This is a genomic window from Pedobacter immunditicola, from assembly GCF_037482985.1.
GTDB classification, from domain to species: Bacteria; Bacteroidota; Bacteroidia; order Sphingobacteriales; family Sphingobacteriaceae; genus Pedobacter; species Pedobacter immunditicola.
In genome coordinates this window covers 258,391-277,105 of record NZ_JBBHKC010000003.1, presented here as the reverse complement: position 1 = coordinate 277,105, position 18,715 = coordinate 258,391, and the positions used below count along the sequence as shown (strand labels likewise).

Sequence of the window (18,715 nt, the reverse complement as noted above, 5' to 3'; positions counted from 1 at the left end):
TTATTGGGCTTGATCTAAACCCCTGTTTTTTAATAAATACTTTACATCAGGTTCCCTTCCACGGAAAGATTTGTAAAGCGTCATTGGTTCATCTGTATTTCCTCTTTCAAGGATATTCTTTCTGAATGATTTTGCAATCTCAGGATTAAAGATGTCTCCACTTTCTTTGAAAGCTGCAAATGCATCACTGTCTAAAACTTCAGACCAGATATAGCTGTAATAACCCGCAGCATATCCACCTGCAAAGATGTGTTGAAAATACGAGCTTCTATACCTTGGTGCAATTTGCTTAGGTAAGCCTAATTTGTTCATTTGCTCTTTTTCGAATTGAGCTATATCAATTTTCTGACCTGATTTAAGGGTATGGTAGCCCATGTCCAGTAAAGAAGCAGCAAGGTATTCTATCGTAGCAAAGCCCTGGTTGAATTTAGAAGCTTTGTCCATTTTAGATAGTAGTTCTGCAGGAATAGCTGCCCCTGTTTGATAGTGTTTAGCGTAAAACTGAAGCACTTGCGGCTCAAATGCCCAATGCTCCATAATTTGTGATGGAAGTTCAACGAAATCTCTTGACACTGATGTTCCAGCTAAGCGTCTGTATTTTACATCAGACAATAAACCATGCGTGGCATGTCCGAATTCATGGAAAAAAGTCTCCACTTCATCAGGCGTAAGTAAAGCAGGTTCATCACCATTTGGAGCAGAGAAATTACATACAATGGAAATCACTGGTGCTACACGTTTGTTATCTTTAACAGACTGACTGCGGTATGATGTCATCCATGCACCTCCTCGTTTAGTAGCACGAGGGAAGAAATCCATGTAAAATACACCGATATGTTCACCGTTAGCTTCTTTAACTTCATAAACCATCACATCTTTATGATATTTAGGAACATCTTTTAATGGATGGAATGTAATGCCATAAAGTTTGGTTGCTAAATTAAAAATGCCGTCGCGTACATTCTCCAGTTTAAAATAAGGACGTAGTTCTTCTGCGTTATAATTGTACTTTTCCTTCTTTACCTTGTTAGCATAGTAAAACCAATCCCAAGCTTCCAGCTGGGCACCTTTACCTTCTTTATCCATTAAGCCTTGCATGTCTTTTGCCTCTTGTTTTGCAATCGGTAATGCTGCTGTCCAAAGGTTATTCAAAAGATCTAACGCTGCCGCAGGTTTTTTAGCCATGGTCTCTTCCAAAGCATAGTCGGCGTGAGTTGCATACCCAAGCAAAGCGGCTCTTTCTGCCCTTAGGTAAGCAATTTTCGTTAAGTTCTCTTTGTTATCACGTTCATCATTATTGTTTGAGCGATTGGTATATGCATTATACATTTTTTCCCTTAAAGTCCTGTTCTCTGCATATTCCAGAAAAGGCATTACGCTTGAATTGTGCAGGGTAAAGCGCCATTTTCCAGCCTTACCGGCATCTGTTGCTGATTTCGCTGCTGCAGCAACCAGTGAAGCAGGCAAACCTGCCAGATCAGCATTCTTATCAGTAACTAACTCAAAACTATTTGTTTCACCAAGAAGATTTTGGCCAAAACTAACGGTCAATGAAGACATCTGCTGATTGATATTGCGCATTTTTGCTTGTTGCTCCGGATTTAAATTTGCTCCGCTGCGAACAAACGCTTTATAGGTGGTTTCTAATAAACGTGCCTGTTCTTTTGTAAGACTTAACTTTGATTGGTTGTCGAAAATCTCCTTCACCCTTTGAAAAAGGTCTTTATTCAAGTAAATATCGTCACTGTGCTGTGACATTACCGGAGCTAATTCCTTAGATATCTTCTCTAGTTCAGGAGAGGTGTTTGCCGAAGTAAGGTTGTAAAACACAGGGCTAATTCTGGTGAGTAGTTCGCCACTCTGTTCTATAGCTTCAATGGTGTTTTCAAACGTAGGCCTTGCACGTTTTTTTAACAATACAGCGATATTTTGTTTTTGCTGCTTCATCGCTTCTTGAAAAGCGGGCATAAAGTGTTCTGGCTTGATCTGATCAAAAGCTGGAACACCGAATGGGGTTTTAAATTCTAGCAATAAGGGATTTTGGGTTACTTGGCCCAGTGCCTTGTCATTAAAAGATGCGAGCATACAACAAGCGATTACTAAGGTTGGTATTTTCTTTTTCAATGTGATTAATTAGTTAGTATAATTTATGAGCGCCTAATTTAAGCGCTAAAAACGTTTTAAAAAAGCTTATCCTATGAATGTTACCACGATAAGACAATTATGTTTAATTTGAATAAGTTCAATATGTTACTATCTTCGTTTGCACTAATCTCAATAAATGAAGACAAATTCTAAATTTTCCCGGGCTTTATTATTAGCACTTTTCTTTTCTTTTACCTATGCAGGAAACAGCCAGGCACAAAGTTCAATTCCAAAAGATTTCACTGAACTACCAGATCCAACAGCAGATACCTTATCAAACTGGTCTGGTGTTAAAGCTGGTTTACACAGCAGCTTCGTCTCTATTGATAAGAAGTTCCCTAAATCTGTGGCGCCAAGCATACAGCCGGTAGCTCAGCATGTAGTCAGCGGGTGGAAGGGTGAACGTGTGTCTTCTCAGATCTTGCTTTGGTCTGCGCAAGCAATCCCTGATGTTCAAGTAACTGTTTCTTCATTTACGTCTTCATCCAAAGACAAATTACCAGCGACTATTGCCACTGCAAATTTTTTAAGATATGTCATGACGGATGAGTTTGCAGAAGGTTGCGGCGCACGTAAACCGGAGAATTTCGCAGCGTCCTTATCAGCAGATATGATAGATCATCTGAAAAGCTATAACCTCGAAGGAAAGAAAGTAAGACCGGTTTGGGTGAGTATATCCATTCCTAAAGATGCAAAACCAGGTAAATATAAGGCTATTGTAAAAGTTACCGCCAAAGGTCAAAAGCCGCAAAATTTGAATTTAACCCTGGAAGTGATTAACAAATTGTTACCAGACGCTTCCCAGTGGACTTACCATTTAGATCAATGGCAACATCCCGCAGCAGTAGCCAGGGTAGAAGGTCTTCCAGTATGGAGCGATCAGCATTTCAAGGCAATGAAACCCACTATGGAGATGCTTGCAAAGGCAGGACAAAAGGTGATCACCGCTACTTTAAATAAAGATCCATGGAATGTTCAAACTTATGATCCTTACGCTGATATGATTAGCTGGACCAAACAGAAAGATGGTTCCTGGGCATATGATTACACCGTATTTGATAAATGGGTGAGTTTTATGATGGATTTAGGGGTTACTAAAATGATCAATTGTTATTCTATTGTTCCCTGGAATAATGAGATACATTATAAAGATGCATCCTCCGACAAACTGGTAAACGTTGTTGCCAAACCAGGAACAGCGGTTTTTGAAGAGCTATGGACGCCATTCCTGAAAGATTTCACCAGGCACCTTAAACAAAAGGGATGGTTAAAAATCACGAATATAGCCATGGATGAAAGAGAAAGACACCAAATGGATGCAGCCATAAACCTGATTTATAAAGTGGCGCCTGAATTAGGTATTTCTTATGCTGATAATCAAAAAACTTACCAGCGCTTTCCTGATAGTCAGGATATCAGCATTTCAGCACAGCATCCTTTCTCGCATACAGATCTTGTAAATCGCAGGGCAAAAGGGTTAACGACTACATTTTATATCTGCTGCTCTGACGCATTTCCAAACCAGTTTACTTTTTCAGATCCAGCTGAATCTACCTACTTAGCCTGGTATGCGCTTGCTGCTGATTTTGATGGGATGTTACGCTGGTCCTATAATTCATGGGTAGAAAATCCATTGCAGGATTCCCGTTTCCGTACATGGCCCGCTGGTGACACCTATATTGTTTATCCACATGGAAGAAGCTCTGTGAGGTTTGAACGTACAATGGAAGGGGTTCAGGATTACGAAAAAGCCCAGCTTATTTTGAAGGATTTAGCGAGTAGAGGTGAGCATGAAAAATTGAAACAATTTAAGCTGGCGATAGCAAAATTAAAAAGCACGATCAGAACGAACCATTGGAATGGTGATTTGAATGAGGCAAAGAATCTATTGAATGATTTGTCCAGGACTATTTATTAAAAACAAATTGAACTGTATTATAAATAACTCGTCATGCTGAATTTAGTTTAGCATCCGTTTATTGATTGGCACCTGTTAAAAAGCAGGTGCCAATCTTTTTATAGGACCTTGCAAACCTCTTCCTAAGCTGCTTCAAAAGAGAAAGAATTCAAATCAGTCAGCTTATATAACTAATTTTGTGATATGGATAACGAAAAGCACAACGTGTTCAAAACCTATGATATCATTGCTGATTGGTACGCAACGAACCGTAATCCTGTTTTGATGGAAAAGACTTACCTGGACCAGCTAATTGACAGGGTAGGGATTGGCGCTAGTGTTTTGGATTTGGGTTGCGGAGCTGGAATGCCAATGATGGGTTACTTGATCAATCAAGGGATACAGACCATAGGAGTTGATGCCAGTGACCGCATGTTAGAAATCGCAAGGTTTAATTTACCACAGGCCGAATTTATAAAAGCTGACATGCGCGAACTTGCGCTCGATCAGAAATTTGACGCCATTATTGCCTGGCATAGCTTTTTCCATCTGCCCGCAGAAGATCAGCCTGCCATGTTCCAAATTTTCAAGGATCACCTGAGGGAAAACGGTGTATTGTTATTTACTTCAGGAAAGGAACATGGTGAAGCATGGGGAATGAACGGAGGCGAAAACCTGTTTCATGCTTCGTTGAATAAGGATCAATATCGTTCCTTGCTTGAAGGGCATGGCTTCCGCGTTTTGGTTTATAAAGAAGATGATCCCCAATGTGGTGATGCTACTGTTTGGATGGCACAATTGCATTCAATTATTTAAAACCATCATTTAAAATTCCTTGCATTTGGAAAGACTTCATCATTCACATTTTTCCTCACCTGTGTTCTTTTGTTTTCAGCTGGAAAAGGTGTTCTTTCGTCAGCCCGGGACAAAGTAAGCAAGGGTAAGTTTTCATTTTCTTCAATGGTAAGTCCCCGAAGAAGTTTGGATAAATCAAAACAGCGACTAACAATGACATGGATGACTTTTCCTTCACGCTGAAGCTTGCCCTCCACCATCAGCAATTTAGCGCCAAGGATCTCTTTCCTGTACTTTTCAAAAAGATTGCGAAAAACGACCAGATTGGAGAAACCTTCCTCGTCTTCAATCGTAATAAAGCAAACCCCGCCTGCTGTTCCAGGCCTTTGTCGCACCAAAACCAGTCCTGCCACTTTTACTATAGTGCCATCTTTAACCGAGCCTATTTCTTTTGAGGACAGAATATGCAATAGCCTGAGCTTTTCGCGTATGAAACTAACTGGGTGAGCTTTTAAAGAAAGGGCCGTGGCAGCATAATCCTGAACCACATGTTCTGCTGTACTCATGAAAGGAAGGCAGATTTGGGGTTCAGCAGCACTAGCCGAGGACTGACCTTCAAATAAGGCGATGGGCTGATCATGCAGAGCGGAAACTTCCCACAGTGCTTTTCTGCGGTCAAGCGCCAGGGAACGAAATGCATCTGCATCTGCCAGTCGTTCTAAAGCGGATACAGAAACACCAGCAGTACGTAATTCAGAAATACTGGTATAGTCTTTAACGCGCCCGGCAATTAAGGTCTGCATATCCTCTTCACGGACGCCCTTTACCTGCCTGAATCCCAGTCGGAGTGCATGGTATTTACCTGCTTTTTCTTCGAGTGTATTATCCCAAAAAGAATAATTTACATCTACGGCCCTTACTTCCACCTGGTGGTTTCGGGCATCAATCACAATTTGTGCGGGCTGGTAGAAGCCCATGGGCATACTATTCAATAAAGCGCCGGCAAATACATCCGGATAATGACATTTGATCCAGGAAGAAACATAGACCAGTAAGGCAAAACTGGCAGCGTGACTTTCAGGAAAACCATAGCTTCCGAAACCTTCCAATTGCTTAAAGATACGATGTGCAAACTCCTCAGTATACCCTTTGGCTTTCATCCCCTCAATCAACTTTTTCTCAAACTGAGTCACCAGGCCTTTTAATTTAAAAGTAGCCATGCTCCGGCGAAGTTCATCTGCCTCTGCGGGCGTAAAGCCTGCTGCCACAATAGCGATCTTCATGGCCTGTTCCTGGAAAAGAGGGACCCCTAATGTCCGGCTCAAGATCTCTTCCAATTCCTTGGATGGGTATTCAACTGGCTCTTCTCCATTACGGCGTCGCAGATAAGGATGTACCATATCTCCCTGAATTGGACCAGGCCTTACGATAGCCACTTCAATAACTAAATCATAAAAACAATTCGGTTTTAACCTTGGGAGCATGGTTTGTTGCGCCCGGCTTTCAATCTGGAACACACCGATGGTATCTGCACGGCTAATCATTTCATATACTGCCGGATCATCCTGAGGAATATTTGCAAGCGTGAGGTCAAGGTTATAGTATGCTTTGGCCAGGTCAAAAGCTTTACGGATACAGGTAAGCATACCCAGACCCAACACATCGATCTTCAAAAAACCCAAAGTATCAATATCATCCTTATTCCACTCTATATTCGTGCGGTTTTCCATCCGGGCATTTAAAATGGGACATAAATCTGTGAGTTTACCCCGGGTAATGACAAAGCCACCTGTATGCTGTCCTAATTGTCGTGGGAAACCCATCATTTGACCCGTAAGTTCCAACACCTTTCTTAAATGAGGATCAGCAGGATTTAAACCCTGTTCCAATAGCCGCTCTTCTTCAAACCACTCCTCTGTAAACTCCCATATGGCGGAAGAAAGTCGATTAAGGGTATCTACCGATAAACCCATTGCCTTGCCCACATCCCTAATGGCACCTTTCTGGTGTTGTTGGGTAACGGTGGCTACAATGGCGGCACGATCACGCCCATATTTACTATAGATATACTGAATGACTTCCTCCCGACGTTCATGTTCAAAATCAACATCAATATCTGGCGGCTCATTTCTTGCGGAAGAAATAAAGCGTTCAAACAACAAATCAAATTTAGTAGGGTCAACAGAGGTAATTCCCAGGCAATAGCAAACCGTTGAATTGGCCGCAGAACCCCGTCCCTGGCAAAGGATTCCCTGCTGCCGGGCATATCGAACAATATCATAAACGGTTAAAAAATAGGAGGCATAATTCATCTCCTCCATAAATGCGAGCTCATGCCTTATCGAATGCACAATCTTTTCTGGCAAAGTTTCACCATAATGTACCTTAGCACCCTGCCAGGATAAGAATTCAAGTTCTTCCTGTGGTGTACGGCCTTCGGTAGTGATTTCTTCCGGATAAATATATTTTAATTCATTTAAGGAAAACTGGCAGGCATCTGAAATTTCCTGGCTACGTTTAATGGCATCAGGATACTTTATAAAGAGCCGCAGCATTTCATCAATAGGCTTAAGGTATCGCTCTGCATTTTGATGCAACCGGAAACCAGCGGTATGTATCGTACATTTTTCACGAACACAGGTTAATATATCCTGTAATTCCCGCCGTCCAGCATCATGGTAATGAACATCATTTGTGGCAACCATTGGGATACTGAACTTATCGGACAACTGTGAAATGCGAAACAGCTTTTTCTGATCATCTCCCTGATAGGAGCGGGTGGCAGCGATATAAAGATCCTTTCCAAACCCTTCTTTGTACTCACTTAGCTGTTGCTCAAATAAAGGTTCAAAGTTAAAGGTTTCGGTTAGGGTTTCCGGAGGTATAACAATGAACTTCATCCCTTTAGCATATTCGTACACATCTGCTTTATACAGTTCACATTCTCCTTTTTCAACTCTTAGATTCCCTTTAGACAACAAGGCAGAGAGCCTGCTGTATGCAGCTATGCAGGTAGGGTAAGCCAATAAACTTGGGCCGTCACGTAAGTCAAGCCTGCAAGCAGGAATAATTTGTATTTCCTTTCCTTTGGCAGCAGCATGCGCGCGCACAATACCTGCAAGGGTATTGCGGTCGGTAATAGCGATCTTCTTATAGCCGTAAAGGTATGCCTGTTCAACCAGCTCCTCAGGATGGGAAGCACCCCTCAGGAAGCTGAAATTTGAAGTAACTTGTAATTCTGAATAACTCATGATACCTTTCTTATGGGATTCTTTTATTAGGCAAAAAAACCATGGATAAACCATTTTTGGGTTTCACCATAATGTCCTGATCTAAAAAGCCAGTACCGCTGTCCTGCTTCATCTTCCACCTGGTAATAGTCCCTGTGCTCACCGGGATCAATCCACCATTCACGTTCGATGCGTTCAGGACCATCTGCCTTTTTGATATAATGAAGCTTCCCCTGGTAACGAAACGTCATCGGCGGATAATCAGGAATAGGGGCAGTTACTTCAATAAGGGCAGGTTTGCTTAAAAGCAAAGTAGGACGGGGGCGATCCGTACGCCATGGAGTAATTACTTTCTCGGTAAGCGATGAAACAGGTTTAACCGATCGCTCAGGCCAGTAATGCTCATCAGGCAAATAACGGTGAATTTTATCTACACCAATTTTCGCCGAAAGCCTATCCAGCAACTCCACAAGTTCCTGATTTTCGAGACCGGGACTGCCAGTCCAGATTGCTTCCTGAAGTAGGGGAACCTCTTCTAATTGAGCAGCATCCAACGTAAAAAGTTCAATGCCAAGGGCTGGTCTGATCCCCGATATCTTCAAGGCAAACAGTTTCAATAAATGAGAAACCTGATTTGAAGCTTTATTAGTACCGACTTCCACTTGTTCAATCTTCCCATCTAAACGATAGCATTTCAAGATAGCAATGCGCAATCCCTTTCCTTCATTTTGTAATCTTTCACAAAGCGATTCCAAAAGCCGGTTAATCGCAATTTCTATTCCGGTAGCTGTACGGATGGGTTCCATACAAGCCAATCGCTCCTGGTAAGGATCTGCCACCTGGATTGGCTCCAAATATTCCTCTTCCTGACCTAATGCCTGACTTAACCTGTGCAGCAATCCTTCACCAAAGCGCCTGCGTAAAACAGAACGGGGCATGCTTATAAAGCTGGATATTTTGTGCAACCCAAGTTTATGTAAACGCTGCAAGATGTTAATTTCAAGTCGTAAAGCAGCAGCAGGTAGCTTTAATAGTGCATCCGATTGTTTACCCATTTCGATGATGTATTGCTCCTTTCCAAAACGAGCGATTGCCCAGGCTGCTCCAATGGTATCCGCTATGCCAGCATGTACATAATAGCCCTTACTTTGGAGTCGTGTTATAATTTCTTGCCTGTAAGCTGATTCTCCACCCCATAAATGACTGCAACCACTGATATCAAGCAGGAGTCCATCTGGAGAATCAATACCAACGACTGGCGAATAGCGAATACACCATTCACCCAAAGCTTTCAAAAGTTTAAGATCACGGCCTGGCTTTTCATCAAACACCTGCAATCCGGGAACAATAGCCTTTGCATCAGCTAAAGGCATGCCGCGACTAATTCCATCTGCCTGTGCCAGTGCATTCATGGTTGTAATAATTTTTCGACCGCGTTCAGGGATAGCAAATACAAAAGGAAGTTTGCTCAATTCAGGCTGCCGGATACAAAGCCAGTCAGTTGTTAAATATTGGAACCATATGGATAGGAAACGCTTTTGCATAATTATCCAATTTTAAGTCTTTCATTTAATTCAGGTAGGGTAGTTCTTTCAGGAATAAATTGGAAAGCGCCTGTTGCCCATGCCATATTCCAGGAACCGGGATTGCCATTACGGACCCTTAACAGGTTCACTTTCCAACGGGGGGCACCAAGTCCGGGCATTCCATCATCCAGTTCTGTGGCTATGGGAGTGATTTGCCAACGGGCCACACAAGCGGTGGTGCTGATTTTAGTTGCATCTGTTCTTAATACAAAACCGGTAACCTTGCTTCTTTCAACAGCGAGCTGCAGGCGCCGGGACTCCATAAAGCTGATCTCCCTGACTTCTCCGATCACCGCAGCAAGCCCCATGCATTTAAGTGCTTCTTCCATTACCCACAGTACATCCTTCTCCCGAACTACATCTATAAAGACGATGTTTTCAGGTTCAATACCAAAAGTCTTTAAAGCAGCAGGAAAGATCATTCTCGATCTGCTGATCCAAAGACATGCACCCTTATTTATCATTAATTCCTTTAATAAGCCCCCAATAAACCCACCGCATGCCGCAGCATGTTCAGGTTCGGCGCTAATAAACTCATGTATTGCAGCCCTCGGAAAAACCCCATTGGGAAAGGCAGCTTCAATAGGGCCAAGACCTGAAAACTGCGTAATTCCTGCACATACCGGGTTAAAGCCCTGTAAGGAAAGGATCTCTTTTTTGAGTTTGCTAATGATTTCTTGTTTTGATCTAACCTGTTCCATATCAATGATGAAACAAAATTAATGCTAATATTTTTAGCAATCAAGTGAATTATTTATATCATCATTGATATGGCTGATATAATTGATTAACAATTGTTTATATTTATTTATACAAAAACTTGCCTATTGTTCACTGGTATATTATTTGATTTTAACGGTGAAGAAGCTATCATAATAGATTATCCTAAATGATCACCTGATGCAAAGCCTGTTTATTGAATACGTCGTTCTCATTTTAGTTATTCTGGCGCTGATCATGATTTCTGAAAAGCTGCGTCTACCTTATCCGATTATATTGGTTTTAGGCGGTCTGGCCTTAAGTTTCGTAGATGAATTTTCAAAAATAACCATTCACCCCACGGTGGTTTTCTTTGTTTTTCTGCCTCCACTTCTTTATGAGGCCGCATGGCAGATCTCATGGAAAGAGTTTTGGAAATGGAGAAGGGTCATTACCAGTTTTGCTTTTCCTATCATCTTTATCAATTCCTGTGTGATCGCATTTTTATCCACGGCACTCATTCCAGGTTTTACATTAGCGCTAGGTTTTCTTTTAGGAGGAATCATATCACCGCCTGATGCAATTTCCGCAACAACGATTATGCGTCGGTTAAAAGCACCAAAGTCTTTGGTCAGCATTATTGAAGGGGAGAGTCTGCTTAATGATGCCTCATCCCTGGTTATATTTCGATTTGCTTTAGCAGCAATACTTACAGGACAATTTTATTTTGGAGAAGCTGTGACCAGTTTTTTCCTGGTCATTGTAATGGGAACACTCATAGGGCTTCTTGTAGGATACATATTTTACCTTATTCATCGTTGGTTACACGCCACAACCAGTATAGAAATAGTTTTAACCCTGGTAACTCCTTATTGCATGTACTATTCTGCCGAGCACTTTCATTTTTCCGGTGTATTAGCGGTAGTCAGCGGCGGACTTTTTTTATCCCATAGGCGCCAAAGCATGCTTAATTACCGAAGCCGGATACAAGGCGTAAATGTATGGTCGAACATTGTATTTCTACTTAATGGTTTAATTTTTTTACTTATTGGGCTTCAACTGCCCTACATTATCAGGCAGCTTGAAGAAATCAGTTTAGGCAGGGCAATATGGTATGGACTAGCTATCTCTTTGGCATTGATTGTTATGCGTTTGATTTGCACATTTGGGGCCGCAATTTTTACGAGGATGATTAGTCGATATATTACTGTAGCAGATCCTAATCCAGGATGGAAAATGCCATTGATTTCTGGATGGGCCGGAATGCGGGGTGTAGTTTCTCTGGCAGCAGCCCTTTCCATACCTTTATTCACTGCTGAAGGTCAGTCTTTTCCTTATCGGAACCTGATTTTATTCATCACCTTCATTGTCATCCTGGTTACACTGGTGTTTCAGGGATTGACACTTCCCTGGCTAATTCGGAAAATAAAACTAACAGATAAATTTGCTTCTATACCAGAGCAAGAGCAGGAGTTGATCATTCAGAAGAAAATTGCACATTCTTCTCTTCGGTTCTTAGATGAGAATTATAGCGATGATATGCTTCAAAATCAGCATTTAAATAATTTATATGCGAGATTGAAGATTGATATTTTGTTTTTTGATAAAGAACCTAATGAATTAACCAAAGAAAATGAAAACCCACAACTAGGCTATCAAATTATTTACCTCGAATTATTAGAAGAACATCGGAAATTGCTCACAGAAATGAATCGTAGGGGTGAATATGATGAAGAATTGATTAGGAAATACCTTTCATTTATAGACATTGAAGAATTTAGTATCAGGGAAAAACTCCATCTGCAGTAAACCCTATGAGCACTTCATATGCCTTTGGGATTTCCACTCCTTTAAATTGATTTGTAAGTCCGTAAAAAACGAAAATGGTGAATAAAATCCCAAATATTAAAATTAGAAGTGATTGGCCTACGGGTGTCAAACCAAAGATAGTTAGCTTCATTTTTTTGTGATGAATAGCAGCGATGTGTCCAAAAAATGAAATGATGGCAAGCCCATAGTAAGGAATAAAGAATAAGTTTAACGGGAATGAATTAAGTCCTGCAACTCCAAAATAAAAGTTTGTATCTAGATGCAAAATAAGTCGTCCACCAAAAACCGCACCTACATGAATAACAAAGAAAATTGCTAAATATAATCCGGTCCAAATGTGTAGCTTTTCAATGCTTAACCTTGCTATTTTTCGGTTTGTTAAAAAAAGCTTAAGGCCTGATACAATTTGAACAAGCACAGCAATGAGTAAAAGTGTCTCTAAGAAAATATTACGGTAAAATATTCTTAAGGTATCCATCATTTCTATATGTCTGTTCGCACCATAAATGCTTAAAGAATGATTGAATAAATGCAGTCCTACAAAAATAGAAATGATCAGGCCAGATATGTAATGTAAATTACTTGTGGTTAAGGTCTTTAAAACGCCGATCATGAATTTTGTATTCATAAGTAATCTAGCAATTTAAATGTAAATAAGGAGAAATATATTGAAATAATTATGATAGAATCATTACCTTTTGAAACCAACTATATATATGGAAAAAGAAAACAACATAAAACTCGGCGCATTTTCAGTAAGCCTGAGCGTCAAAGACATTAAAGTTTCAAAACAATTTTATGAAGACCTTGGCTTTGACGTTTTTGCGGGAGACCTCGAGAGAAATTACCTCATCATGAAAAACGGGAATTCTCTAATCGGTCTGTTTCAGGGAATGTTTGAGAACAACATTCTGACCTTCAATCCTGGTTGGGACGAGAATGCCAGTAATTTAGAGAAGTTTGATGACGTCAGAGAAATTCAACGACACCTTAAAAACAAAAATATTCAGTTGACAGCCGAAGCAGACGAAAAGACTACTGGACCTGCTAGCATAATGTTAACCGATCCAGATGGTAATGTTATTTACATTGACCAACATCGTTAATTGTTTTCCAAGTCTGATCCCTAGAATGCAGACTTAATATTTTATCAAAAGATCTTTCAAACACAAAAGCCCCAATTCTGATTGAGGCTTTTGTATTTAGATCATTATATTTAATTTTTATGAGGACTGCCTGATTTTAATGCGCTACCAACGAGCCATAAAATCATTCGCTGCCGACTATAAAGAATCTTTTGTTGCCTGGATGGTTTTCTCAATCGCCGACAAGATGATATTTTTATATTGAATGAAGTTTTCCTGACGTGTTTCTTCGTCTTCACTTTCCTTCAATGCTTTTCTACCGCCTTTAACTTCCTGTAATTCCTTACTGTACAATTCACTAAAAGTTTCCGACTCTTTATTTTTCAAGATCCTGACTGTATGTGAATATTGTTCATGAACATCATTGAGAATGTCAAAACCCTTCTCATTATAAACATCCAGACCGGCAATTTTCGCCGATAGCTTTTCAAGCTTTCCTCTTTCTTTTGCGTAACCCATATTGGCTGCGAATATAACAGTAATTAATCGATATTTAATCCCATTTATTCGTTGTCGATACTGAATATTTTCCTCCGCCAGTAAAGTAAAGTCCCAGACCGCCAAACAAATATAAAGCTACTAATTCAACAACCCAGGCGCCTGATTTTCCTAAAGAAAAAATATCATCTCTATGTGCCATACCAAAAGCCACTACCATTACAATGGTAAAAACTAATGCAGCAAGTCTGGTTCTAAAACCAATGATCAACAGAATCGGTGCAATGGTTTCTCCAAAATGTACGCCATAAGCTAAAAAAGTGGGTAAACCCATTTCAGCCAACATTCCCTTAATACCATCAATGCCATTGAACAATTTGTAGATGCCATGAAACAGCATCAAAAACTAGCGTCTACAACGCCTCCATCCACACGTAAAGCAGCACCAGTGGTAGCTGAAGACAAAGGACTAGCTACGTAAACCACTAAATTAGCAACCTCTTCAGTGGTAGCAAATCGTTGAATAATAGAAGAAGGCCTTTTTTCCTTGAGGAATACAAAAGGAGCTTCTTCAACAGTTACATTTTTATCTAAAGCAATTTTTTCAAACATGTCTTTTGTACCCTCCGCTAATGTTGGACCTGGCAATACAGCGTTAACAGTTACATTAGTGCCCCTTAAGTGTTTGGCCAATCCTCTGCTCAAAGCCAGATAAGCCGTTTTAGTAACACCATACAAAATCATGTCATCAGGGATATTGATTGCTGATTCGCTGGAAATGAAGATAATCCGGCCCCAGTTTTTTGCTTTCATCAAAGGTGCATAATGACGGGAAAGCCTGACTCCACTCAATACATTAATTTCATAATCTAACATCCATCGGTCATCACCTGTAGTTTCAAATGGCTGCTCCCCATAGACCCCTACATTATTAACCAGGATATCTACCTCAGGTAATTTCTTCAAAAGCGAGTTTACTTCTTCCACCTTCGAAAAATCTGCAACAATACCATCCACCTCAGCTGCTGGAACCTGAGATTTAATCTTATTTATCGCAATGTTTATTTTCTCTTGTGAACGGCCGTTTATATATACTTTTACGCCTTCTTTTGCCAATCCCAATGCGATGGCATAGCCGATACCGGAAGCTGAACCTGTAACCAGAGCAGTCTTTCCTTCTAATTTCAAATCCATAAATATTTATTAAAACATGAAATACAAAGGTATCCGGTAGAAATCTATTATTTATAATCTGTATGTTAATATATAAAACAATAGATAAAACGTATTAGACAGCTCATCAGCTTTAATTATTCTATGCAGTACCACTGTTGCCCATCTTCAGAGGCTATAGGATTTCCCTCCTGGTCAATTGGATTAATTATTAATTAAGAAAATATAAGGTTTTGCGGGTTATTGCGGGTTTTCCCTACAATATTTTGTGATGGCTCAAAAAATATTAGGTAAAACCGCTCTCGTTACATAAAGAATACCCATATTTATCACAAAATTTTAATGGTGCGTTTTTATGCGTCTTTGAATGCTATAAAAATGTATAGAATGAATAATAGGATATTAACCAAATTAACATTTATGAAAAAACAATTACTCATACTTTTATGTGGGGTATTCTTGCTTGCCACGCAAGCATTTGCACAGCAAAAAGTTATTACTGGAAAAGTAACCGGAAGCGATGATGGGGGAGCAATTCCTGGTGTTTCCGTTAGAGTGAAAGGAGGTACTACTGGTGTTCAGACGAATAACGATGGTGCTTACAGCCTTCAAGTTAACATAGGTGATGTATTGGTTTTCAGTTACATCTCTATGGATGCTCAGGAAATCACTGTATCTACCTCAAACACTATCAATGTATCCTTAAAATCCAGCAACCAAAATTTACAGGAAATCGTTGTTGTAGGTTATGGTACACAGAAAAAAGCTAATTTAACTGGTGCCGTATCAACAATTGATACGAAGGTGATGGATTCAAGACCAGTAACCGATGTAGCCAGAGCTTTACAAGGTACAACTCCAGGCTTATCGATCACCTCTTCAAGTGGTGCTATTGGTCAGAGCCCTGAAATCAAGCTACGTGGGAATGTAGGTTCATTATCTGGAGGCGGAAATCCGTTAATCTTAGTAGACAACGTAGAAATACCTGACTTGCAAATGGTTAACCCGGAAGATATTGAATCTATCTCCGTGTTAAAAGATGCTGCATCGTCCTCAATTTATGGAACAAGAGCCGCATGGGGTGTAATTTTAATCACCACTAAAACAGGTAAGAAAAACACACCGGCTAAAATTTCTTATTCTAATAACATTGCATTCAGTACACCAACAACAACGCCGAAAATTGCGCCGGCGGCAGAGGGTGCTGAAATGGCCTTTTTAGCAAGAAGAAGATTTACACCGGGAGAAAGTGTTTTCTCTTTCGTTGGTATAAATATCGATGATACGGCTATTGAAAAAATGCGCGAATGGGAAAATCTTTACGGCGGTCAGGATTTAGGATCAGAAATGGTTTTAGGTCGTGATTACGAAGTTCGCGGTGGTAAATTGTTCTTTTACCGCCCTTGGGATGTAGACGATATGTTTGTGCGTAAGTGGGTTCCACAACAGAAACACGATATCTCAGTAACAGGAGGATCAGAGAAAACAACCTATAATATAGGTGTCGGATATATGGGCCAGGAAGGTGTGTTAAAAGTTAATCCTGATGAATTTAGCCGTTACAACCTGAATTTGGGCGTTACGACTGCAGTAACAGATTGGTTTGATGCACGTGCTAAAGTGTTATACACCAATACAAACCGCTCTGAACCATTTAATTATGCCGCCGCAGTTTATGATCCATGGTATTATTTATACAGGTGGCCTACAGTTTTCCCTTATGGAACTATTGATGGCAAACCTTTTAGAAATGCAATAACGGATGTTACGCAAACTAAAATGAGCAAAAACACCAATAGCTTATCAAGAATTTCCCTAGGTGGTACTATAAAGCCATTTGCAGGATTAACCATTGATGCAGATTATACATACACAGGTGTAAATGGCCACGAAAATCAAACAGGTGGCGTTTTAAGTGGACTGGATTTTTGGAGTGGAGTGGATGCACAAGGACAAATTCCTTACAGACCTTATAGTGCTGCATCTTATAACCTGGGAAGATACACCTCAACATGGAGTAACTTAAATACAGGTAAAGTTTTTGCAACTTATACAAAAAACATAGCGGATCATGCTTTCAAAATCATTGCCGGTGGTGATGTGGAATCGTATGAAAGAATTTATCAGTTATCAGAAAGAAGAGACCTGATTGATTTAGCTGTGGGTGAAGTCAACTTGGCAACAGGTGATCAATTTGCAACAAGTTCACATTCAAGATGGAATACTTTAGGTGCTTTCGGTCGAGTTAACTATGCTTACAAGGATAAATATCTTTTAGAGTTAAACGGTAGATACGATGGTTCGTCGAATTTATCTCCGAACAAGAAATGGGGTTTTTTCCCTTCTGCGTCGGCAGGTTATGTCATTACAGAAGAATCCTTCATGGATTTCAGTAAACCAGTATTAAGTTTCTTAAAATTCAGAGCTTCTTATGGAGAAATTGGAAACCAGAACACCATTCCAAGTAACATTTATTCAGTTCTACCTACAGTAAACTCTGGTTGGTTAGTGGGTGGTAAAAATATAACTACAGTAGGTATACCTATGCCAGTTTCTGGCGCTTTAACCTGGGAAACGGTAAGCACTTTAGATTTTGGTGTGGATGCCAGGTTCTTTGATAGTAAATTTGGCGCAAGTTTCGACTGGTACAAAAGAACAACCAACGATATCCATACACCAGGGACTACATTACCTTCGGTTTATGGTTCTATACCACCAAAAAGAAATTTTGGTTCTATAGAAACGACCGGATGGGAACTTGCTGTAGATTACCGTCATGCTTTTGGTAATGGCTTAAACTTGAACTTAAGCGGAGTATTATCTGATTACAAAGAAGTACTTGTTGATTATGAAGGCGCAAGGGCTTTTGGTGGTAACTATAAAGGCAAGGTGTTAGGCGAAATCTGGGGTTATGAAACTGATCGTTTCTTTACTAAAGATGATTTCCAACAAGATGCCAGCGGTAACCCGATTTTAACCGGCGATAAATACACATTGAAAGACGGTATACCTAATCAAACGCAGTTCGAGGGTAATAACTTCTTCTATGGTCCTGGTGATATTAAATACCAGGATTTAAATGGCGATGGCGCCATCACCAGAGGTTCAAATACAGTTGAAGATCCGGGAGACCAGAAAGTAATCGGAAACTCGACCCCTAGATATCAATATGGATTTAGAATTGGTGCCGATTTCAAAGGTTTCGATTTTAATGTGTTCTTCCAGGGTGTAGGTGCAAGAGATTACTGGGCACAAGGACCGATGTTTGTGCCGGGATGGAGAACAGGTGAGGCCTGGTATGCACATCAGTTAGATTATTGGACAGAAGAAAATACAAGTGCCTACTATCCTCGTCCAACTAACATGGCAGAGACAAGCACAAAAAACTTCTATCCACAAACTAAATATCTATTAGATCTTTCTTACTTGAGATTGAAAAATGTAACGTTAGGCTATGCACTTTCCAAGAATGTTGCAGAAAAAATCCATTTAAGCAGATTGAGATTTTATGTGAGTGGAGAAAACTTATTTGAAATGGATAAGCTGAAAGACATTCCTATTGATCCTGAAGTAAACGTTACTGAAACCGGTAAAAATGATTCAGCGGCCTTCGGTAGAGTTTATCCTTACAGAAGAACAATCTCTTTTGGACTTCAGGCAACATTTTAAAATTTGAATACAAAATGATGTTGGCCACATTGTCGATCGATGCCGGAACCAATCCGGCATGACGAAACATAAAAATGATTGCCTCATTGCTAATAATAACAAAAATAT

At 40.2% G+C, this 18,715-nt stretch carries 13 protein-coding genes; 5 read left to right on the top strand and 8 right to left on the bottom strand.

Annotated features, from left to right (window positions below; translation table 11 throughout):
- On the bottom strand, positions 1 to 2,085 hold the full coding sequence (locus WG905_RS06220; protein WP_339590844.1) for a M3 family metallopeptidase: 2,085 nt from the start codon (positions 2,083 to 2,085) through the stop codon (positions 1 to 3).
- A gap of 196 nt (positions 2,086 to 2,281) precedes the next feature.
- Here WG905_RS06220 and WG905_RS06215 point away from each other — a divergent pair, with 196 nt between their 5' ends.
- Positions 2,282 to 4,063 carry a DUF4091 domain-containing protein gene (locus WG905_RS06215; protein ID WP_339590843.1) on the top strand — a complete coding sequence of 594 codons (1,782 nt, stop codon included), beginning with the start codon at positions 2,282 to 2,284 and terminating at the stop codon, positions 4,061 to 4,063.
- 183 nt (positions 4,064 to 4,246) lie between these two features.
- A complete protein-coding gene (locus WG905_RS06210) occupies positions 4,247 to 4,858 on the top strand; it encodes a class I SAM-dependent DNA methyltransferase (protein ID WP_339590842.1) in 612 nt (203 codons plus the stop codon).
- 5 nt (positions 4,859 to 4,863) lie between these two features.
- Here WG905_RS06210 and WG905_RS06205 read toward each other — a convergent pair whose 3' ends face one another.
- Genes WG905_RS06205 through WG905_RS06195 form a run of 3 tightly spaced genes read right to left on the bottom strand, consistent with a single transcriptional unit; the run spans position 4,864 to position 10,354 of the window.
- The gene (locus WG905_RS06205; protein WP_339590841.1) at positions 4,864 to 8,088 is read right to left on the bottom strand and encodes an error-prone DNA polymerase; all 3,225 of its coding nucleotides are present in this window, start codon (positions 8,086 to 8,088) and stop codon (positions 4,864 to 4,866) included.
- 26 nt (positions 8,089 to 8,114) lie between these two features.
- Complete coding sequence (locus tag WG905_RS06200; RefSeq protein ID WP_339590840.1) at positions 8,115 to 9,611, bottom strand: Y-family DNA polymerase; 1,497 nt, start codon at positions 9,609 to 9,611, stop codon at positions 8,115 to 8,117.
- Between the two features lie 2 nt (positions 9,612 to 9,613).
- Complete coding sequence (locus tag WG905_RS06195; RefSeq protein WP_339590839.1) at positions 9,614 to 10,354, bottom strand: ImuA family protein; 741 nt, start codon at positions 10,352 to 10,354, stop codon at positions 9,614 to 9,616.
- Positions 10,355 to 10,553: 199 nt separating this feature from the next.
- Between WG905_RS06195 and WG905_RS06190 the strand changes: the two genes are divergently transcribed.
- Positions 10,554 to 12,161 carry a Na+/H+ antiporter gene (locus WG905_RS06190; RefSeq protein ID WP_339590838.1) on the top strand — a complete coding sequence of 536 codons (1,608 nt, stop codon included), beginning with the start codon at positions 10,554 to 10,556 and terminating at the stop codon, positions 12,159 to 12,161.
- On the opposite strand, the gene WG905_RS06185 is transcribed toward WG905_RS06190, so the two are convergent.
- Positions 12,136 to 12,810, bottom strand: coding sequence for a hypothetical protein (locus WG905_RS06185; RefSeq protein ID WP_339590837.1), 675 nt, complete (start codon positions 12,808 to 12,810; stop codon positions 12,136 to 12,138). The genes WG905_RS06190 and WG905_RS06185 overlap by 26 nt on opposite strands.
- Positions 12,811 to 12,898: 88 nt before the next feature.
- Here WG905_RS06185 and WG905_RS06180 point away from each other — a divergent pair, with 88 nt between their 5' ends.
- Positions 12,899 to 13,288, top strand: a complete 390-nt coding sequence (locus WG905_RS06180) for a VOC family protein (RefSeq protein WP_339590836.1) — start codon at positions 12,899 to 12,901, stop codon at positions 13,286 to 13,288.
- A gap of 177 nt (positions 13,289 to 13,465) precedes the next feature.
- On the opposite strand, the gene WG905_RS06175 is transcribed toward WG905_RS06180, so the two are convergent.
- From WG905_RS06175 to WG905_RS06165, 3 genes are read right to left on the bottom strand one after another with little or no spacing between them, the layout of a single operon-like run.
- Positions 13,466 to 13,786 (bottom strand): hypothetical protein, encoded by a 321-nt coding sequence (locus tag WG905_RS06175; protein WP_339590835.1) that lies wholly within the window; start codon positions 13,784 to 13,786, stop codon positions 13,466 to 13,468.
- Between the two features lie 34 nt (positions 13,787 to 13,820).
- Positions 13,821 to 14,165, bottom strand: a complete 345-nt coding sequence (locus WG905_RS06170; protein ID WP_339591086.1) for a DoxX family protein — start codon at positions 14,163 to 14,165, stop codon at positions 13,821 to 13,823.
- The gene (locus WG905_RS06165) at positions 14,165 to 14,959 is read right to left on the bottom strand and encodes an SDR family NAD(P)-dependent oxidoreductase (protein WP_339590834.1); all 795 of its coding nucleotides are present in this window, start codon (positions 14,957 to 14,959) and stop codon (positions 14,165 to 14,167) included. Before WG905_RS06165 ends, WG905_RS06170 begins: the two co-directional genes overlap by 1 nt.
- A gap of 399 nt (positions 14,960 to 15,358) precedes the next feature.
- Between WG905_RS06165 and WG905_RS06160 the strand changes: the two genes are divergently transcribed.
- On the top strand, positions 15,359 to 18,607 hold the full coding sequence (locus WG905_RS06160; RefSeq protein ID WP_339590833.1) for a SusC/RagA family TonB-linked outer membrane protein: 3,249 nt from the start codon (positions 15,359 to 15,361) through the stop codon (positions 18,605 to 18,607).
- The last annotated feature ends 108 nt before the right edge of the window (positions 18,608 to 18,715 follow it).